General features: G+C 44.3%; 17 protein-coding genes. 15 read left to right on the top strand and 2 right to left on the bottom strand.

What is annotated here, in order from left to right; translation table 11 throughout:
• The first annotated feature begins 111 nt into the window (after positions 1 to 111).
• Positions 112 to 2,772: a DNA topoisomerase (ATP-hydrolyzing) subunit A gene (gene gyrA, locus AB4329_RS12620; RefSeq protein WP_102398204.1), complete on the top strand. Its 2,661-nt coding sequence runs from the start codon at positions 112 to 114 to the stop codon at positions 2,770 to 2,772.
• Between the two features lie 174 nt (positions 2,773 to 2,946).
• Positions 2,947 to 3,576 (top strand): tetratricopeptide repeat protein, encoded by a 630-nt coding sequence (locus tag AB4329_RS12615; RefSeq protein ID WP_372138468.1) that lies wholly within the window; start codon positions 2,947 to 2,949, stop codon positions 3,574 to 3,576.
• A gap of 39 nt (positions 3,577 to 3,615) precedes the next feature.
• On the opposite strand, the gene AB4329_RS12610 is transcribed toward AB4329_RS12615, so the two are convergent.
• Positions 3,616 to 3,960, bottom strand: a complete 345-nt coding sequence (locus tag AB4329_RS12610; protein WP_372138466.1) for a rhodanese-like domain-containing protein — start codon at positions 3,958 to 3,960, stop codon at positions 3,616 to 3,618.
• A 125-nt stretch (positions 3,961 to 4,085) separates the two neighbouring features.
• Positions 4,086 to 5,516, bottom strand: coding sequence for an ammonia-forming nitrite reductase cytochrome c552 subunit (gene nrfA / locus AB4329_RS12605; protein ID WP_372138464.1), 1,431 nt, complete (start codon positions 5,514 to 5,516; stop codon positions 4,086 to 4,088).
• A gap of 482 nt (positions 5,517 to 5,998) precedes the next feature.
• On the opposite strand from nrfA, the gene nrfB reads away from it, so the two are divergent.
• The 13 genes from nrfB to AB4329_RS12540 all read left to right on the top strand — a co-directional run bounded on the left by nrfB (position 5,999) and on the right by AB4329_RS12540 (position 19,290).
• Complete coding sequence (nrfB, locus tag AB4329_RS12600) at positions 5,999 to 6,583, top strand: cytochrome c nitrite reductase pentaheme subunit (protein WP_008222036.1); 585 nt, start codon at positions 5,999 to 6,001, stop codon at positions 6,581 to 6,583.
• 3 nt (positions 6,584 to 6,586) lie between these two features.
• The gene (nrfC, locus tag AB4329_RS12595) at positions 6,587 to 7,273 is read left to right on the top strand and encodes a cytochrome c nitrite reductase Fe-S protein (protein WP_017060985.1); all 687 of its coding nucleotides are present in this window, start codon (positions 6,587 to 6,589) and stop codon (positions 7,271 to 7,273) included.
• A 2-nt stretch (positions 7,274 to 7,275) separates the two neighbouring features.
• On the top strand, positions 7,276 to 8,250 hold the full coding sequence (nrfD, locus tag AB4329_RS12590) for a cytochrome c nitrite reductase subunit NrfD (RefSeq protein ID WP_017063561.1): 975 nt from the start codon (positions 7,276 to 7,278) through the stop codon (positions 8,248 to 8,250).
• A gap of 185 nt (positions 8,251 to 8,435) precedes the next feature.
• Positions 8,436 to 10,352, top strand: a complete 1,917-nt coding sequence (locus tag AB4329_RS12585) for a heme lyase CcmF/NrfE family subunit (RefSeq protein ID WP_372138463.1) — start codon at positions 8,436 to 8,438, stop codon at positions 10,350 to 10,352.
• Positions 10,333 to 10,887 (top strand): DsbE family thiol:disulfide interchange protein, encoded by a 555-nt coding sequence (locus tag AB4329_RS12580; protein ID WP_372138461.1) that lies wholly within the window; start codon positions 10,333 to 10,335, stop codon positions 10,885 to 10,887. Before AB4329_RS12585 ends, AB4329_RS12580 begins: the two co-directional genes overlap by 20 nt.
• Positions 10,884 to 11,324 carry a heme lyase NrfEFG subunit NrfF gene (gene nrfF / locus AB4329_RS12575; protein ID WP_372138460.1) on the top strand — a complete coding sequence of 147 codons (441 nt, stop codon included), beginning with the start codon at positions 10,884 to 10,886 and terminating at the stop codon, positions 11,322 to 11,324. Before AB4329_RS12580 ends, nrfF begins: the two co-directional genes overlap by 4 nt.
• 89 nt (positions 11,325 to 11,413) lie before the next feature.
• The gene (locus AB4329_RS12570; RefSeq protein WP_017060980.1) at positions 11,414 to 11,590 is read left to right on the top strand and encodes a hypothetical protein; all 177 of its coding nucleotides are present in this window, start codon (positions 11,414 to 11,416) and stop codon (positions 11,588 to 11,590) included.
• Positions 11,591 to 11,839: 249 nt separating this feature from the next.
• Positions 11,840 to 12,436, top strand: a complete 597-nt coding sequence (ribA, locus tag AB4329_RS12565; protein ID WP_009848836.1) for a GTP cyclohydrolase II — start codon at positions 11,840 to 11,842, stop codon at positions 12,434 to 12,436.
• A 176-nt stretch (positions 12,437 to 12,612) separates the two neighbouring features.
• Positions 12,613 to 13,872, top strand: coding sequence for an imelysin family protein (locus tag AB4329_RS12560; protein WP_017063566.1), 1,260 nt, complete (start codon positions 12,613 to 12,615; stop codon positions 13,870 to 13,872).
• 111 nt (positions 13,873 to 13,983) lie between these two features.
• Positions 13,984 to 15,372 (top strand): di-heme oxidoredictase family protein, encoded by a 1,389-nt coding sequence (locus tag AB4329_RS12555; RefSeq protein WP_137001105.1) that lies wholly within the window; start codon positions 13,984 to 13,986, stop codon positions 15,370 to 15,372.
• A gap of 159 nt (positions 15,373 to 15,531) precedes the next feature.
• Positions 15,532 to 16,593, top strand: coding sequence for an imelysin family protein (locus tag AB4329_RS12550; protein WP_372138459.1), 1,062 nt, complete (start codon positions 15,532 to 15,534; stop codon positions 16,591 to 16,593).
• Positions 16,583 to 17,671 (top strand): DUF1513 domain-containing protein, encoded by a 1,089-nt coding sequence (locus tag AB4329_RS12545; RefSeq protein ID WP_372138458.1) that lies wholly within the window; start codon positions 16,583 to 16,585, stop codon positions 17,669 to 17,671. The genes AB4329_RS12550 and AB4329_RS12545 overlap by 11 nt, the downstream gene beginning before the upstream one ends.
• 80 nt (positions 17,672 to 17,751) lie before the next feature.
• Positions 17,752 to 19,290 carry a murein L,D-transpeptidase gene (locus AB4329_RS12540; RefSeq protein ID WP_137001103.1) on the top strand — a complete coding sequence of 513 codons (1,539 nt, stop codon included), beginning with the start codon at positions 17,752 to 17,754 and terminating at the stop codon, positions 19,288 to 19,290.
• The last annotated feature ends 154 nt before the right edge of the window (positions 19,291 to 19,444 follow it).

Raw genomic sequence — 19,444 nt, 5'->3', positions numbered from 1 at the left:
AGATGGTAAAAGGAGAGGGAAAGTGATGCCTCCGTAGGTAAATTTGTGTTATATTTTTCGGTCTTATACGTATTCAAAAATACGATCTGACTATAGAGGGAAAATGGCTCTATGAGCGATCTAGCGAAAGAGATCACGCCCGTAAATATTGAAGATGAGCTTAGAGGTTCATACCTAGACTACGCGATGTCCGTCATCGTTGGTCGTGCCCTTCCAGATGTGCGTGATGGCCTAAAACCTGTACACCGCCGCGTTTTGTTCGCGATGAATGTACTAGGTAATGATTGGAACAAACCATATAAAAAGTCTGCTCGTGTAGTAGGTGATGTAATCGGTAAATACCACCCACATGGTGATAGTGCTGTATACGATACTATTGTTCGTATGGCGCAACCGTTCTCACTGCGTTACATGCTAGTTGATGGCCAAGGTAACTTTGGTTCTATCGATGGCGACTCCGCGGCTGCAATGCGTTATACCGAAGTTCGTATGGCGAAAATTGCTCACGAGCTCCTGGCTGACCTTGATAAGGAAACTGTGGATTACGTACCGAACTACGATGGTACAGAACAAATTCCAGCAGTACTTCCTACAAAAATTCCTAACCTATTGGTAAACGGTGCTTCTGGTATCGCAGTAGGTATGGCTACCAACATCCCACCACATAACCTTGGTGAAGTTGTTGATGGCTGTTTAGCATTTATCAATAATGAAGATATCACTATTGATGAGCTAATGGACTATATCCCTGGTCCTGACTTCCCAACAGCAGCACTTATCAGTGGTCGTAAAGGCATCGTAGATGCTTACAAGACTGGCCGCGGTAAGGTTTACATGCGTTCAAAAGCGGATATCGAAGTAGAGAAGAATGGTAAAGAAACCATTATCGTTACTGAGATCCCTTACCAAGTAAACAAAGCTCGTTTGATCGAGAAGATTGCTGAACTGGTTAAAGATAAGAAAGTAGAAGGCATCAGTGCACTGCGTGACGAGTCTGATAAAGACGGTATGCGTATTGTTATTGAATGTAAGCGTGATGCAGTAGGCGAAGTGGTTCTTAACAACCTATACGCTCAAACTCAACTGCAAACGACTTTCGGTATCAACATGGTTGCGTTGAATAACGGTCAACCACAGTTGTTCAACATCAAAGACATGCTTAAGTGCTTCGTAGACCACCGTCGCGAAGTTGTGACTCGTCGTACTATCTTCGAATTGAAGAAAGCACGCGACCGTGCACACATCCTTGAAGCATTGTCTCTAGCACTTGCTAACATTGATGAAATCATTGAACTGATCAAGAGCGCGCCAACACCAGCAGAAGCTAAAGTTGGTTTAGTGTCTCGTGGTTGGGATCTTGGTAACGTTGCTTCAATGCTTGAGCGTGCAGGTACTGATGCGGCTCGTCCTGATTGGTTGGAAGACCAATACGGCATCCGCGATGGTCAATACTTCCTAACGGAAACACAAGCACAAGCTATTCTAGAACTTCGTCTTCACCGCCTAACAGGCCTTGAGCACGAGAAGATTCTAGACGAGTACAAAGCCCTTCTAGAAGAAATCGCTGAGCTAATGCACATTCTTGCAAGCACTGAGCGTTTGATGGAAGTTATCCGTGAAGAACTTGAAGCAGTACGTGAAATCTATGGCGACGAGCGTCGTACAGAAATCACAGCGGCAGTTCATGACATCGACATGGAAGAGCTGATTGCTCAAGAAGACGTTGTAGTAACGCTTTCTAACGCAGGTTACGTTAAGTACCAAATCCTAAGCGACTACGAAGCTCAGCGTCGTGGTGGTAAAGGTAAGAGTGCAACTAAGATGAAAGATGAGGATTACATTGAGCGTCTGCTTGTAGCTAATACTCACGATAACATCCTATGTTTCTCTACTCGTGGTAAGACATACCGTCTGAAAGTTTACCAACTGCCATTAGCAAGTCGTACTGCTCGTGGTAAGCCTATCGTTAACATTCTTCCTCTAGAAGAAGGTGAGCGTATCACGGCTATCCTGCCTGTTTCTGAGTTCTCTAACGAGAAATTCATCTTCATGGCAACCGGCGACGGTACTGTTAAGAAGACATCACTGGATCAGTTCGCAAACGTACGTGCTAACGGCCTAATTGCCGTTAACCTACGTGACGATGATTCACTGATTGGCGTTGACATCACTAACGGTGATAGCGACATCATGCTGTTCTCTAAATCGGGCAAAGTTGTTCGCTTTAACGAGGACAAAGTACGTGCAATGGGCCGTACTGCCTCTGGTGTTCGTGGTATGAAGCTTCCAGAAGACGATCAAGTAGTATCGTTGATTGTTCCTTCTAACGAAGGCGATATCCTAACTGTGACTCAAAACGGTTACGGTAAGCGTACTGAACTAGCTGAATACCCAACGAAAGGCCGTGCAACGCAAGGTGTGGTTTCTATCAAAGTCTCTGAACGTAATGGCCCAGTTGTTGGCGCTGTTCAAGTTGAAGAAGGCGACGAAATGATGATGATCACCGACGCAGGTACACTAGTACGTACTCGCGTAGCGGAAGTAAGCCAAGTTGGTCGTAACACTCAAGGTGTAACACTGATTCGTACTGCTGAAGACGAGAACGTTGTAGGTCTACAACGTATCGACGAAGTAGAAGAAGCTGAGATTGTAGAAGGCGAAGCTGAAGAGGCTGGTGCTGAAACTATTAACGCTGACGTTGCTGAATCAAGCGAAGAGCAAGCATCAGATGCTTCTGACTCTGAAAGTGATAGCGAGCAAGACACTGAGTAATCTCGATTACGCTAAGTAATTAAGCTTATCATTGAAAAAACCGAGCCTAAGTGCTCGGTTTTTTATTGCCTGTGGTTTGTGGAAAATCGTTAAATGCCAATAGCTATAACTTGATCAAGTTTGCTTTGTGGTGAAAGAGGTAGAGTGAATGGGCGGATAAAAAGGGAGAGTAAAATGGATATCTGGTTACTGGTTGCTTTGTTATTGATGAGCCTATTTTTGGTGGTGATTGTCGTTGCATCAAACAAAAACAGTCGTAGCCTTAAGGGGAACCTTCTTATATCACTCACCGCAGTGCTACTCAGTGGTATTATCTGGTTTCAAATGAAGCAAGAGCTGCCTCAGCCTCCTTCCAATGACAACGAAAATTACACCACAACAGATTTCGAAGATGAGCTGCAGCAAAGACTCAAGCAAGATCCGAATCAATCCGACTTGTGGTTTAAGCTTGGTGGTGTGTATATGCAGAAAGGGGAGTTTGATGCAGCGTTCACCTGCTATGACTACGCGATTCGATTAGATCCTCAAGCACCTTCCGGGCTTTATGCTGCCAAAGCAACTGCACTTTACTATCTTAGCTCTCAAGCTATGAGCGATGACGTGAATGCGTTATTGGATCACTCAATGCAGCTTGATCACAATGATCGTACGGCATTGATGCTGATTGCGACCGATCACTTCATCAGCATGCGCTATCAACAAGCGATTGATGCATGGACTCAAATCCTCGATTCCAATCAAAAGGGGATTGATCGTGTTTCGATTATTCATTCGATCAACCAAGCCAAACAGATGATCCGTTAGGCTTGGCATAATCGCTAGTTGTTAATCGTTTGTTTTTAGTTATTTACTTTCCTGCATTTCAATCAGGCCACCTGCGTTATGGATTTGGGTAAACCCTTGAGCTTGCAAGAATTGATAAGCTTGTCCTGAGCGATTACCACTGCGGCAATACAAAACGATAGGTTGAGCTTTGTCTATGCTGGCAAAGTGCGTAGCGACTTCAGAAAGAGGGTAGTTAATCGTATTGTCCAGATGACCTTGCTTGAACTCTCCTGGTGTCCTGACATCAACGACCAGCGCACCTTCCTCAATCATTTCCCACCCTGTTTCTGCTCGTTCTGAGGCGTGAAGTCCTGAACTTGTTAATGCGATGCATAATGCCGAAAGCGAAAGTAAGTGCTTCATTCTTTGTTCCTTGAATTAGCTAAAAGGTAATGTGAAATTGGGACGGTTGAGTGCGCCCAAATCTAAAAAACCAGCCACACCTTTACAGTGTGACTGGTTTTATCTTATTGGTCTATTTGAAGGAACTAGTATTCGTAGTTAGCTTCACGCTTTTCAGCTTGCTCTTCCCACTTAGGAACCACGGTGTCTAAGAAGTGTTGCTTCTCAGCATTCATCTTATCCATGTCCATTCCTAGCGCTTTCTGAGCGGCTTCCTTGGTTGAGATATCTGGAATCTCGATTGGATCGGTAATGCCTTTCTTCGCAAGTAGACGAACAATCTTAGTTCGCGCGTCTGCTGCGCGGTCAACCGCCGTTCCAAGAACCTCTAGGGCTACTTCAGGCGCGTGCATGTGAACACCATGAGATGCGATAGCGTAGTCCCAACGCCATTGCGCATGACGAATATCTTGTAAGATAGGTGCCATCTCTTGTTCTGTTGCGCCTGCTTCCCATGCTGCGCCTGCTTCAAAGTGAGCGGCTACGATTTGTTTCTCAGCGGTCAGCTTCATGTTTAGTACTTGAGCTTTGCGGCTTGAAACGATGTTACGCATGGTCTCTTTAGATTGAGTATGGCAGTTAGCACAAGTGTCTTCGAAGCGGTCAAACGGGTTACCTACTTTATGGTCGGTGTAAACGGTACCGTCTTCTTTCGTCACTTTAGGCATGTGGCAGTCAACACAAGCGACGTTGTTCTTACCGTGAATACCTTCACGCCAAGTTTCGTAACCTGGGTGCTGAGCCTTTAGCATTGGTGCTTTAGAGACTTTATGTGTCCAATCTTTAAAACCAATCTGATCGTAGTACTCTTCCATCTGTTCAACACGCGTCCCTTTATCCCAAGGGAATTTCACACCTTTGGTTGGACCCGTGAAGTAGTATTCCACGTGACACTGAGCACACACAGAGGCTTGCTGATCAAAGCGACCTTGCTCTTCGAAGTTCTTCCCAATCGCATCGAACGCACGTTCAACATAAGGACGAGTGATCTTTAGTGCAGGTTCGCCAATTTTAAAGCCTTCACTTTGAGTATCGTGACAGTCGGCACAACCAATTGGATTGACTATCTCGCTGCCAAGACGAGCCCATTTACCTTCAAAGTAGCCGTCTTCACTACGCTCTTCAATAACGCGTGCTACGTCTGGGCTTTTACAGCTCCAGCACGCCATTGGCATTGGGCCTGAATTTTCGTCGGTTGGTCCGCCAGTACGCAGGGTTTGTCTTACATCATCAACCGCATAAAAGTGGCCGCGCGCTTTGTTGTAGTCTTTTGCGAACCCGTAGCCAGCCCACATGATAACCATGTTGGGATCTTCTTTTAGTGCGTCTTCAATGGCTTCGCTCTCTGACGTTTGTCTCCATGAATGGTATTGATCTGGGTGGTTTTGCTCGAACTGGTCGTTACGAGGATCACCAATTTCTTTTTGTTCAGACGCAGCAAAACTGGTCGCGCTTGCTAGTGATGCGCTAACCATTAATAGTGCTGTGACGAAATTACGTATCCAGTGCTTTTTCACAGTGATATCTCCAATATACTGATTTTTATACCAAGCGTTGTGAGTTTGCTATTCAAATTAAGAACTGGAGAATTGCTGTTTATATTAATTCATAAATAAACACATTTTGTTACGTGTCGGAAGTTTGCTTGTTTTAGATCAATTAATGGCAGTGACTTTAATCACGTTGATGTTTATATAACCCTAAAGGGGTATATGTTAGCTTGTGGGGAAGAATCTAAGTGATAATTATTATCAAATATAACAAGCAATTACCTAAATTGACCATGATATAAATAGGGTGATTGCGTTCGCAGATTAACCTATCGAAATTTCGTTTTACCTAATTAGAGGTATATTCTAACTATAGAAAGCGTTGTGGCTTATCCAAAATAAGAATTGATATCATTTAAGCGGTAATAATATCGTTTAAGGGTACTTTTGTTTAACCGGAATATTATTTAGTTGAGAGTTAAATAATGCCGGTATAAGGAAAGGATAAAATGGGCAATATTAAATTGGCCATAGTCATAATGCTTAAATCCCTTCTAGCATTCTGCCTCTATGGTTATTCCATTCATGCTGTTGCAGAGCCTGCTGTTACGCCAGTAGGAGAGTCAACAAGACATGAAGTCGAATTAATACGTGACAAAGATTACAAGTGTGTCCAATGCCATAAAGATTCTAAAGAAACGGTATTTGGTTCACATGGTGAGAGTGCGCACGCTTTGCTTGGCCGTGAAGTGAATTGCACAGATTGTCATAGTTCTATTGGCCCCGATCACCGTGATGGTGCACCTGAGGTGGTGAAGTATCGCGCGGCTCAATCACAACCCGGAACCGAAAAGGTTTTCCTCGATCCTAGCTTAATCCTAGATGCCAACAGCCAATGTATAGATTGTCATAAGCCTGATGATCTGCGCGAAGCGAGTTGGACTCATGACGTACACGCACAAAACTTAACGTGTTCAAACTGTCACGATGTGCATGCGAGTGAAGCGAAGGTGCTTGGCTTAGATAAAAAGCAAACCATCAAGCTGTGTGTGGATTGCCATTCAGACTTCAACCAGAAGAAAGAAGGGGAGTAATCTATGAGCTGCTCAAGAAGAAACTTTTTAGCTGGCGCGGGTGCCGTTATTTTCACAACTGGTGTTGCAGGTACTGCAGCGGTTACAAGCCGCAAAACGCTGGCTAATGTTCAGGAAGATGGCACCAAGCGTTACGGAATGGTTCATGACGAAACCGCTTGTATTGGCTGTACTGCTTGTACTGAGGCGTGTCGTGAAGTAAACAAAGTGCCTGAAGGCGTATCGCGCTTAGAAATCATAAAGAGCGAACCTCAAGGTGAATATCCAAATGTTGATTACCGTTTCACTCGTAACTCTTGTCAACATTGTGATAATGCACCTTGTGTGATGGTTTGCCCAACAGGCGCCGCCTATAAAGATGAGAAGACAGGAATTGTTGATGTACATAAAGAGAAGTGTGTCGGCTGTGGTTATTGCCTGCTAGCTTGTCCATATCAAGTGCGCTTCTTCCATCCTAAGAATAAGTCGGCCGACAAATGTAACTTCTGCCGCGATACCAATCTTGCGCAAGGTAAATTACCTGCTTGTGTTGAATCTTGCCCTACCAATGCGCTGATATTTGGCGACTTAAATGACCCTAAGAGCGAGATAAACCAGGTACTTAAATCTGAAGTGGTTTACAGAGATAAGGCTTATCTAGGTACTCAGCCAAAACTCTATAAAGTGCCACACCAAAAAGGGGAGATTTGATTATGAGTGCATGGGATACAGCGTTTCAATCAGGTACCGTGGTTTGGGACTGGATCATTGCTATCTATCTGTTTTTGGCGGGTATGTCAGCGGGTGCAGTGATGATCTCGATTTACCTTAAGAGAAAGGTGATTGAGGACGATCCAGCGAATAATGGTGTATTAAAGGCAACGGCTTTTCTAGCACCATTCGGGATCATCTCAGGTTTATTGATCTTGGTTTTCCACCTGACGAAACCACTATCATTTTGGAAGATCATGATCTTTTATAATCCGACGTCAGTGATGTCGATGGGTGTGATCTTATTCCAAGTGTATATGGTGATCCTATTTGTTTGGATCGGCATTATATTCCGAAATCAGATTGCCGTATTCTTGAGTGATCAAGCATGGTTAAAAGGGCGACTCGATTTTGTCAGTAACTGGATTGGCAAATTAGAATCTTTTGAGAATGTTTTTGAAATATTCTTAGCTGTGCTTGCGCTATTACTTGCGGCTTACACTGGCTTCTTACTCTCTGCGCTAAATACCTTCCCAATGCTGAATAACCCAGTGTTGCCGATATTGTTCTTATTCTCGAGTTTATCCTCGGGAGCGGCGGCATGTATTTTATTTGGTGTGTTGGTCTTTAAGGAGTCTCCGCATAGTGCGAGTATTTCTTGGATCCACGGCTTCGAACGTCCTGTTGTTATGTTTGAACTGTTTGTCCTTGTTACTTTCTTCACTGGGTTGATATTTGCTGGTGGTCAAAGTGAGCAGGCAGTATGGAACGCGATTGGCGGTGGTTTCTGGGCAAGTTGGTTCTGGTATGGCGTAATTGGTGTGGGTATGGTTTTACCCTTGTTGCTTAACGCCGTGACACCAGCATCGGTTCGCCATAGTACTGTGTATATTTTCTCTGTTACTTCATTGAGTCTGATGGGCGTATTAATGCTAAGAACGTTTGTCCTTTATGCAGGACAATTAACGTTAGCTTAATTTCGCTCAAGGTTATAAGTGAGTGGATGTTGGATACTAAACATCTGCTCACTAAATTTCTTTTCGCTGAGTAGCAGTAGCTAGTTGAGTAATAATAGCTAGTTGAGTTACATCAGCTAGTTGAGCAATCAATGCCAATAATGGTTTAACTTGGTTCTGCTTAGGTAGAGCCTGATTGAGGTGATATGGTCGGTTCTTTGGGGCTGTTTAGTTTAATTTTGGTCGCTGTTCTCAGCAGCATTATCGCTGTGTATTCGATGTATCAAATGCTAACTAAACAAGCACAAAATGTGGCTTTAATTCGCAGTTTCTCCCTCTCTAGCGCTTTGTTTTCCATTGGCGCTATCGTTTTACTTGGCTATGCCTTTGTAGGTGACGACTTTTCCATCCTCTATGTTGCAGAACACTCCAATACTCAATTACCCACCTTCTTCAAAATGGCCGCTGTGTGGGCTGGACATGAAGGCTCATTGCTATTTTGGGTCTTAACCATTAGCTGTTGGTCGGGTGTGATTGCCCTACAAAAGCAATATTCTTCTGAGTATCAGAGCCGCGTATTGTGGGTGATGAATGTGTTACTCGCGATATTTGCATGGTTTACCTTATTTGCTTCGAACCCATTTGAACTGAATTCGACCTTGCCACTTGAAGGGCGTGACCTTAACCCAATGCTGCAAGACGTTGGTTTGATATTCCATCCGCCTCTGTTGTATTTGGGTTATGTTGGTTTCTCTGTGGTCTTGGCATTTGCTGTGGCCGCTTTGCTGGTTGATCCTATTGAGTTTGATTGGGTTGCCCATTGTCGCAGTTGGTGTCTAGTCGCTTGGATCTTTTTAACCGCAGGGATCATTCTTGGCTCTTGGTGGGCGTATTACGAATTAGGCTGGGGCGGCTGGTGGTTCTGGGATCCTGTTGAAAATGCCAGCCTATTACCTTGGCTAACATCAACCGCTCTATTGCACAGTTTGGGTGTTGCTAAAGGCAAGCAACAGTTGCTGAAGTGGTCACTTAGCCTTGCTTTCATTACGTTTTGTTTAAGTATCCTCGGTACTTTTATTGTTCGATCTGGCGTCCTCACTTCCGTTCATGCTTTTGCTGTTGACCCAACCAAAGGTATCGCGCTGTTGCTGATACTGGTTTTGGTGTTAGTGAGTTCGTTTTCTCTTCTTATTGTTCGTGGTGAATCTTTCGAGTCGAATCCAATCACTAGCTTTGCGAGTAAAAGTTTTTTGAGTTTAGTGGCGGTACTTATATTTGTACTGGGTACGGCGGTGGTGGTGTTTGGTACCTTCTACCCAATGGTTTTTGAATTACTTGGCCTTGGAAATATCTCTGTGGGCGCACCTTACTTTAATCTTCTTATTGCGCCATTGGCTCTGCTTGCGATGGGAGTGATAGGGTTAGCGCCATTGCTCAGTATCAAACCTCAAGCGTCGAAAGGTGTGATTGGAATTATTGCCTTATTGTCTCTCTGTCTTGGCTTTGTAACTTATGTTTTGCAAGTTGAAGCGATCCAAGTGATGGTGCTAATGACATGGTCACTTGCGTTTTGGGTAGCCCTGACTCATGTTTACGGCTTAGCGGTAACGCGCAACTCTAAGTTTCAACGCAAAGTATGGGTGATGACGTTGGCGCATGTGGGTGTCGCAGTATTAGCGATAGGTGCCGCGATGAACAGTTACCATTCATTTGAGCGAAGTTACAAATTGAGCCCAGGTGAAGAGGTTGAGTTTATGGGCTGGACGCTCTCTCATCGTGATACCGAGCTCTATGTCGCCTCCAACTTTACTGCAGAAAAAGCGATACTCGAATTAGATGCTAGCGAGCAAAGCTTTTCCATCGCGCCAGAAAGAAGACACTACCAAGTTCGTGTTATGAACATGAGTGAGCCTGCAATGAAGTGGTTCTGGCATGGCGATGTTTATATCACCATGGGCGAGAAAGTCGATTCCACCGCTTACGCATTTCGTGTTCAGTATAAGGCGTATGCGCGCTGGATCTGGTTTGGTGGGCTGTTCTCCATTATCGGCGCTTTGCTCTCATTGACTCATCGTAAAAAGAAAACCGTTAAGGCGTCACAGTATGCATACCAGCGTTCGTAACAAGCTAATTACTCTAATTGCCTTAGCATTGATTGTGGTGCTGGGATTTGTCTTTGCGCTTGATAATAAGCAGCAGTCGACCATTGTGTCTGAACAACAAAGGGCATTTCCAGAATTTACATCGAGTGCGTTAGTGAATAGTGAAGGCGTCAGTGGTCAGCAGGACATTACGCTCACTGATGTCACGCAGCACCCTTATCAACTGGTTAATGTATGGGCATCTTGGTGCGGGATATGTAAAACCGAACATTCATTTTTGCTTCAACTTCACGATAAAGGCATTCCCATCGTTGCGCTCAATTATCGAGATAACTCTGGGGCTGCGATTAACGTGTTATCGAACGATGGCAACCCGTACTTAACCGTGATCAGTGACCCTCAAGGCAAGTTAGCGTTAGAGTTGGGCGTAATCGGCACACCTGAAACGTATTTGGTTGATGCCAATGGCCAGATCATTAAAAAGCTATTGGGCGTGATTAATGAAATGGTATGGAAAGATGAGCTTGCGATGTATTTTGATGGTGTGAATGGATGATGAAGTCTCTAATACAAACCTTGTTTATGCTGTCAGCGCTTTTAGTGATTAGCCTTTCAACCATGGCTGAAGATCTGTTTACTGCCAGTAATACAGAGACGAGTATTCAAGTTGAACTGTTTGAGTTTGATAATCCAGAACAACAGCAACGTGCTATCAGCTTGGCGAAAACGTTACGCTGCCCACAATGTCAAAACCAAAATCTGATTGAATCCAACTCACCAATAGCAAAAGACTTACGTCTTGTTGTGTTCAATATGGTGAAAGCAGGGAAGAGTAATAGTGAAATTACTCAATATATGACGGAAAGATTTGGTGAGTTTGTACTTTATAAACCGGCAATGACGGCTTCAAATCTATTACTTTGGTTGCTACCGAGCCTATTACTTCTATTATTTATATATTTATCAGTAAAAAGTGTTAGGAAGAGCTCATAAAAATTGTGTATTACTGTTTACCAACTGACCTGTATTTTGTAACATTAACCGATTATAAAGGCTAAGCACTGCTATATAAGGATGTATCTGTGGATAACGTAATCTCAAATTTAAAGAAAGAGTTCCATACTCATGTCCAGTCAGATAAATGGGCAGAGAGATACAGTGCTAAGTCGAGCATTTCTACGCTTACGCAAGAAGAGCTAACCGAATTAGAGAATGCTTGGGTGCAACTTGTCATCTGGAAGCAAACTCAAGTAAGTTGAGCGTTCTGTAAAAAAGTGTAGTTTTAGCCGCAACTGTTTAATTTATAACCCCATGTTGGTCATCCCAATGTGGGGTTTTTTCTTACTTGAAAAATAATTGTTATATTATAACAATTTGTACAAGGTCGACCTTGAAAAAAATTGTTAACAGCCTCATAGTGTCTATCATTAGATAGTTAGCTACAAAATATTGCCTAGACATATAATGTAGCGTCGTTAAATACATCGAATTTTCAAGTGAGTATAGCTATGGCGGAAGTGCGTGCCAGAATAGATTTCAAAGTAGGGGTAACAAGCAGTATAGATGCTGAACTTCTGTCTTTTCATGGATTGAAAACAGATAAAGAGCATGTTGCTGTGATATTTAAATCAGCAGACAAGACACAAGACATACCTCTTGTTCGTATGCACTCTGAGTGCCTGACTGGTGATGTTTTCCATTCTTCTCGCTGTGACTGTGGCGAGCAGTTAGACGAAACCATTAGAATTATGGGTGAGACGGGTGGGGTGATCCTTTATCTTCGCCAAGAAGGTCGTGGTATTGGCTTGTACAACAAAATCGATGCGTACCGTCTGCAAAGCGAAGGCATGAACACCTATGAAGCCAACAACCACCTAGGTTTTGGCGATGACCTACGCGATTTTACTGAAGCTGCTGAAATGCTACGCGCCTTAGGTACTACAAAAATCCGCTTAGTCACCAACAACCCTAAGAAGATCAATGAGCTAAAATCTTTTGGTATTGAGATTGAAGAAGTGGTGAATACCTCTGCTCATATCAAATCGGGTAATGAAAGCTACCTGAAGGCAAAAGTCTCACACGGTAAGCATAATCTGGATATCTGATTAGCCTCTTTGTTACGCTTAACATAAAAATGTTTAAAGACCTCACATATGTGAGGTTTTTTTGTATTTATCTTGCAATAAAATTGTAAGTTTGTATTATTTCAATCCGTAGTGCAAATGATAATGGTTTGCACTATTACTACGAATAATAATTTAAAGCTCAACAAGGATGCTTCATGACCATTAAATCTTTAGTGACAAAAGCCGTAACTTCGTCACTCATTTTTGCCTCTGCTTCTTCTTTCGCAGCAGTAACTCAAGATCAAGTTGTAGAACATTACGCAGATATTGCGCATGCAGTGTTTGCAGATTCAGTAATTACAGCAAAAGCGTTGAACTCTTCTATTGATACCTTCTTAGCTTCTCCTTCTGCTGGCAACTTCGAACAAGTAAAACAAGCTTGGCTTGAGTCTCGCGTACCATACCAACAGTCAGAAGTTTTCCGCTTCGGCAACGCTGTTGTTGATGATTGGGAAGGCCAACTGAACGCATGGCCACTTGATGAAGGCCTGATTGATTATGTTTCGACTGATTACCAATATGAACTTGGTAACGAAGGCGCTAGCGCAAACATCGTGGCTAACAAGACTTTCCAAATTGGTCAGACTACCGTTGATGCAACCAACATCACCCCTGAGCTAATCGCAGACTTGAACGAGATCGGTGGTTCTGAAGCGAACGTAGCGTCTGGCTACCACGCAATTGAATTCCTACTTTGGGGCCAAGATTTAAACGGTACAAACAGCGGTGCAGGTGAGCGTGCTTACACTGATTTCGTTGTTGGCGCTGAGTGTACTAACGGCAACTGTGACCGTCGTGGCGCATACCTAAAAGCATCTGCTGAGCTACTTATCCAAGACCTAGAATGGATGGAAAAGCAGTGGGCTGAAGGCGAGAAAGGCAACTACCGTCAAGAACTGCTTTCTGAATCTAGCGAAAACGGCCTACGTAAAATGTTATTCGGCATGGGTTCACTGTCTCTTGGTGAGCTTGCTGGTGAGCGTATGAAGGTGGCTTTAGAAGCTAACTCTACTGAAGATGAGCACGACTGCTTCTCTGATAACACGCACAACTCTCACTACTACAACGAGCAAGGCATCTACAACGTTTACACGGGTCTATACAAGCGTGAAGACGGTACTCTGCTTTCCGGCCCAAGCCTGTTCGACCTAGTAGAGCAAAAAGATGAGCAAGCTGCGAAAGAGATTCAAAAGCAGTTTGACCTAGCACGTGCACAAGTAGGCGAATTAGTAACGTCTGCAGAGAAAAACAACCAGCACTTCGATCAGCTAATCGCTGCTGACAACGCTGCGGGTAATGCACTAGTAAACAAAACAATTGTTGCGCTAGTGTCTCAAACAGCGGCTATTGAGCGTGCTGCGGGTGTGATTGGCATTGATAGCCTAAACCCAGACACAGCGGATCACGAGTTCTAAGAACCCGAGCCGACACAAATGTAAGGGCTCTGATTGAGCCCTTAATTGTTTGATCCTCAAGAAAGCCACACCCACATAAAAACTAAAATCAAAAACACAGCAAGGCAATGTATGAAGTCGTATCTCTCAGCCTCACTATTAACCGCACTGTTTTTCGTATCTCCATTACACGCTCATGAAACCTACTCTGGCGGCAAAACGACCGTGAAGAAAGAAGGAGCGAACGCTTTTTCCCTTCCCGCAGCCAATCTACCAATGAGTAAGCGCTTGGATTTCAGCGTAGGTAATAGCTTCTTTAGAAACCCTTGGGTTCCTGCACCGTCATCAACCGATGCTCGTGATGGGTTAGGACCACTATTTAATACTAACGGCTGTCAAAACTGCCACATCAAAGATGGTCGTGGTCACGCGCCAGAAGAAGGAGATGAGAACGCAGTATCCATGTTGGTTCGTTTAAGCATTCCGGCTGAAACGCCTGAGCAGCGACAAGCCTTCATTCGAGATGGTGGAATTCCAGAGCCGACGTACGGCGGTCAGCTACAAGATTTTGCGCTTCAAGGTGTAAAACCAGAGGGCAAAGTGAACATTAGCTACACGGATGTTCCTGTTGAATTCAAAGACGGCACCGTCGTTACTCTGCGTAAACCCACTTTAAATATTACTGAACTTGCTTTCGGCGAGATGCATCCTAAGACCGAGTTTTCAGCTCGAGTGGCGCCGCCAATGATTGGTCTTGGTCTGCTTGAAAGTATCCCACAAGAAACGATTCTAGGATTTGCAGAGCAGCAATTTGCTGACAAGCAAGGTGTGTCGGGTAAAGCTAACTATGTTCTTGATGTTCAAACCAATGAAATGGCGCTAGGTCGTTTTGGTTGGAAAGCCGGGCAGCCAAACTTAATGCAGCAAAACGCGGCGGCATTTAACGGTGACTTAGGCCTGACAAGCCGCTTATTTCCGAATGAAAACTGCACATCAGCGCAATCAACCTGTGATGATTTTCCAAATGGTGGCGAGCCAGAAGTCAGTGACAATATCTTAGATTTTGTTGAGTTCTATTCGCAGCATCTCGCAGTACCTATTCGTCGTAATGTCGATAGCCCAGCTGTCGTACAAGGTAAAAAGCTATTTAAAGACGCTGGTTGTCAAAGTTGTCACCAAGCTGAATTCCGCACGGCTGAGCGTGAAGGCTTGCCTGCATTGTCTAATCAGTTAATTAGTCCATATACCGACATGTTGCTACACGACATGGGTGAAGGTTTAGCAGATCACCGTCCTGAGTATCTTGCGAATGGCCAAGAATGGCGTACAACACCTTTATGGGGATTAGGCTATACCAAAGAAGTGAATGGTCACACCTTCTTACTTCATGACGGTCGCGCAAGAAACGTTATGGAAGCGGTACTTTGGCATGGTGGTGAAGCAGAAATGGCAAAACAAAAAGTATTAGCTTTGAGTAGCAGTGAACGCGAAGCACTACTAGCGTTTTTGGACTCATTATAGGCTGTCTTGAATTCAGTTAAGCCAACGGCTTAGTTACTTAAGAAAACCGCTAACAAAAGACTGACTACCGCTGAACTTGTAGGGATACGAGGCCAGCGGTCGTTTCATATTTATTGAACTCATATAATTAAAAGAAAAACTAGGAAGTAAGGTAACAGCATGGCACATAAATTTTTGTTAATGCCCTTGTCGGTATTAATCATGGCAGGCTGCCAGTCATCGGGTGAGCAAACGGCTTCATCTGAGGTTAACGGTGTCTCTTATCAAGCAGACACGACTGCTCATATCAGCCGTAGCGTGTATCAACAAGAGTTTGATTCAGCCGTGCTATTCGCTAAGCAAGCCGGTGAGCTGGAAGTCTTGATGCAGGGTTACTGTGAAACCAACAATATTGAGCTGGATGCGTTGGAAAATCAGTGGCAGCTCACCATGAACAGCTGGATGGCACTACAAGGCCAAGAAAGAGGCCCAACAGCAGCGCTTGAAGAGAGCTGGAATGTTCAATTCTGGCCAGACAAAAAGAACACGACGGGTCTTAAGATGCGTCAGCTAACTCAGCAGAACAAAGCTTGGACTCAAGACGAAATCGCGCAGCAGAGTGTGACCGTTCAAGGGCTAGGTGCGTTGGAATGGTCGCTTTATGACGAGCAATCGCCACTGCTTCAAGATAAAGCGCTAGGTTGCCAATCATCACAAGCGATTACTGAAAACTTAGCGATTAAGTCATCTTCGATTGCACAGGCATGGCAGGTTAACCCTTGGCTAGCGCTGGACGAGATGCGTTGGGAATCGGAGTACATCGCTTTGTTGACGAATCAACTTGATTACAGCATGAAAAAACTGAGTCGTCCGATGGCTAAAATTGGTCATCCACGCCCTTACTTCTCGGAATCATGGCGCGCTCAAACCTCAATGACTCAGCTGAAATCGAACGTAGCGGCGCTAGAGAAATTGTACTTAGCAGATGGTAATGGTCTTGATGGTTTATTGAGAGAAAAGGGCTTAAATGACCTTGCCGATCGTGTAGCTGCCCAGTTCACGCTAACCTTAGATACTTGGCCTACAGACTCTAGCTTGTTTACTCTATTACAGAGCAAAGAGGGCTACCGAGAGGTGCTGACTCAATACAACAAACTAGAACGTTTGAAGTACCTGATTCATGAAGAAGTAGCGATAGAGCTTGGCGTGGTAATAGGATTTAATGCTACCGATGGTGACTGATAATACGCGAAGATCGTTACTCAAGGCTGCACTGGGTTGTGCAGCTGTTCCATTGCTTCCGTTTGGGTGTGCGACTCGAAAGGATGGGGTGAGTGCGTCGAACGATCCCCAACTGATTGGCTGTGCGCTTAATGGTCGTGGTCAATATTCTGCAGTTGTGGCTGACGAATTTGGCATGCCACTGAGCCAACTTCCCATCCCCAATCGTGGCCATGGCGTCGCGATTTGCCCAACCTCATCGCATGCGGTGGTTTTTGCTCGTCGTCCTGGTGACTATTTTATGGTGTTTGACTATAAAAACGGTCAGCAGATCAAAATGGTCGTCAAAGGTAACAACCGCCACTTCTATGGTCATGGGGTTTACTCATTAGATGGCAAGTTACTGTATGCCACCGAAGGGAAAACGGACACCAGCCAAGGCGTGATTGGCGTTTACGATGTCGCGCAAGGCTATCGTAAGGTCGAAGAGTTCACTGGTTTCGGTATCGGCCCACATGAAGTGATCATCATGCCGGATGGTAATCTCGCGATCGGCGTTGGTGGCGTTCATACTGATGGTAGAACACCGAAAAACCTCGATTCGATGCTGCCGAGCTTGAGTTATGTTTCTCTTGAAGGTGTGTTACTTGATCAGGTTGAATTGTTGGATAAGAAGCTGAGCATTCGACATTTAGCCCATGATGGTGCTGAAACGGTACTTTGTGGCCAGCAATATCGTGGTGAACCAGATGAGTATCCTTCGCTATTGGCGATGCATACTAAAGGCGGCCAGTTTGAATCACTGAACGCAGAGCCTGAGCAATGGGCAAGGTTCAATCACTATATCGCCAGTATTGCGGCGTCAGACGATTGGATTATTGCGACTTCGCCAAGAGGCAATTGCTACGGTATTTGGTCGAAAGAGACCAAAGAATTAGTAGAACTGTCTGCATTATCTGACGCTTCTGGTGCTGTGCTGTTTGATGGTGAGTTTCGATTAAGCTCTGGGGCGGGCAGTGTGGTTAGCCAGCGCAAGCCTTATGAGAAATCAACTCAGCAATCATCGGTCCAGTGGGATAATCACTGGAGTGCAATTTGATTCATAAATCCCTTAAAAAATAACATGCTTACTCCCGTTTCTTTGCCATACTTATGGAATTGTTGGTGACGGAGTTAAGCATGTTAGCAAAATACTTCTGTGGATTATTGGTGTTAGTTTCCGTGCATGCATGGAGCTATGCGAGTTCTGACGAGAGCCGTTTCATTCCGGCGGAATCAGAACTCTCTTTCATGCTTATATATCCAGAGCTCACACAGAGTATCTATCAAGACACTTCTCTGCCTATCCTTTGGGATTCTCCTGAGCTGGTTAAAGCGTTTGAGTTCCAATTGTCGCTTCTTGAACAAGCGCAAATGGCACCACTCTTCGAGCGACAACTCAAGCAAATCCGTCACTATCAATCCCATGCTCAATGGCAAGAGTTGGACATATTACTTACCGATACTTTTATCTACTACCTGAGCTACGTTGAAAATGCGCCGCTTGCCGGTAAAGATTGGTACTTCTCGGGCAAGTTGCATTCCAAATTACCTGCGCCTTCTCCGCATATTCTGATGAGCTTAAAAAGCAGCGTTGCCAATGATTACTTATTGGAGATGGTGTTGTCTTACGCGCCGCCTGTTGGGGATTTTGACCAATTCAAAGCAACCTATTCGGTGTTAGAAACCGCCTCTGAACTCAATGTTGAACGATATAGACAGAAAGGTTTGAAGCGCTTGGGTGACGAGCTTTCAGACAAGACGGTTCTTGTTGAGCGCATTGCTTTGGTTGGTGTTGATACCTCGATGATCGCGGTCGATTTTCCCAAGTTCGATCGAGATCTGCAAAAGGCGATTAAATCTTTCCAACGCATGCACGGTCTTACGGATGATGGGATCATCGGGCCAGACACGATCAAATGGATCAATATGGGCTTTGATGATCGACTTACTTCCCTAGCATTGAACGCCGAGCGTGCCCGCTTATGGCCAAGAAATAGAGACTCACTGATTGTGGTGAATGTACCTAGTTTTGATATGAAGTATTGGGAAGATGGGGAAGAGGTTTTTGAATCTAAAGTTGTGGTTGGGAGAAAATCGAGAAAAACACCACTCTTAGAGATAAAGCTTGATTCGGTTATCTTAAATCCGACTTGGAACGTGCCATGGAAAATCATGGTTAAAGATATCTTGCCTAAAGTAAAAGCCGACGAGAGTTATCTTGAAACACACAATTTTCAAGTGATCGATGGTTGGCGTTCGATGGAAACTGTCGATACTACCGAGATAGATTGGCAAACGATTAACTTTAGCTCTTTTCCTTATCGAATGCGCCAGCAAGCAGGCTCTAGTAACGCATTGGGTTTGTATAAGTTCAATACGCCCAACAAGCGAGCCATCTATCTCCATGACACCCCAAGTAAAAGCTTGTTTAACGATGACTTCCGCGCCTATAGCTCTGGTTGTATTCGTGTTGAGCATGCCGAGGAACTCGCGGAGTTGTTATTTGCGACTAAGGTAAAGAAAGTGCCGAATCAGGATGATGAACTTGCGCCCAATACTAAGGTTCGTCTCAAGAAGCGAATTCCAGTGCATATCATTTATCAAACCGTGTTGTTTGAAGAAGGAGGCATACAATACCGCGGTGATATCTACCAATATGATAAAGAGGGCGGTTGATTGAAATATGGTCAAGAAAGGTGATCTTGACTGAAAAATGACAACCAAGCTTCTATTGATAAAATTATAATGAGTATCAATAACTAACCGTGCAAAGGTTACAAATACTAACGTTTTGCACGGTTTTTGTACGTTGACGCAGCAAATTCCATTA

The organism is Vibrio sp. 10N.261.54.A5, from assembly GCF_041471145.1.
Taxonomy (GTDB): Bacteria; Pseudomonadota; Gammaproteobacteria; order Enterobacterales; family Vibrionaceae; genus Vibrio; species Vibrio crassostreae_C.
Note: the sequence above shows the minus strand (reverse complement) of the source record. Positions and strands in the feature narration are given on the sequence as shown.

Bases quoted from the DNA above. Each gene is read 5' to 3' on its own strand.
- nrfC (WP_017060985.1), top strand. From the start codon at position 6,587: ATGAGCTGCTCAAGAAGAAACTTTTTAGCTGGCGCGGGTGCCGTTATT.
- AB4329_RS12585 (WP_372138463.1), top strand. From the start codon at position 8,436: ATGGTCGGTTCTTTGGGGCTGTTTAGTTTAATTTTGGTCGCTGTTCTC.
- nrfF (WP_372138460.1), top strand. From the start codon at position 10,884: ATGATGAAGTCTCTAATACAAACCTTGTTTATGCTGTCAGCGCTTTTA.
- nrfD (WP_017063561.1), top strand. From the start codon at position 7,276: ATGAGTGCATGGGATACAGCGTTTCAATCAGGTACCGTGGTTTGGGAC.
- AB4329_RS12615 (WP_372138468.1), top strand. From the start codon at position 2,947: ATGGATATCTGGTTACTGGTTGCTTTGTTATTGATGAGCCTATTTTTG.
- gyrA (WP_102398204.1), top strand. From the start codon at position 112: ATGAGCGATCTAGCGAAAGAGATCACGCCCGTAAATATTGAAGATGAG.
- ribA (WP_009848836.1), top strand. From the start codon at position 11,840: ATGGCGGAAGTGCGTGCCAGAATAGATTTCAAAGTAGGGGTAACAAGC.
- nrfB (WP_008222036.1), top strand. From the start codon at position 5,999: ATGGGCAATATTAAATTGGCCATAGTCATAATGCTTAAATCCCTTCTA.
- AB4329_RS12610 (WP_372138466.1), bottom strand. From the start codon at position 3,960: ATGAAGCACTTACTTTCGCTTTCGGCATTATGCATCGCATTAACAAGT.
- AB4329_RS12555 (WP_137001105.1), top strand. From the start codon at position 13,984: ATGAAGTCGTATCTCTCAGCCTCACTATTAACCGCACTGTTTTTCGTA.
- AB4329_RS12540 (WP_137001103.1), top strand. From the start codon at position 17,752: ATGTTAGCAAAATACTTCTGTGGATTATTGGTGTTAGTTTCCGTGCAT.
- AB4329_RS12545 (WP_372138458.1), top strand. From the start codon at position 16,583: ATGGTGACTGATAATACGCGAAGATCGTTACTCAAGGCTGCACTGGGT.
- AB4329_RS12560 (WP_017063566.1), top strand. From the start codon at position 12,613: ATGACCATTAAATCTTTAGTGACAAAAGCCGTAACTTCGTCACTCATT.
- AB4329_RS12580 (WP_372138461.1), top strand. From the start codon at position 10,333: ATGCATACCAGCGTTCGTAACAAGCTAATTACTCTAATTGCCTTAGCA.
- AB4329_RS12550 (WP_372138459.1), top strand. From the start codon at position 15,532: ATGGCACATAAATTTTTGTTAATGCCCTTGTCGGTATTAATCATGGCA.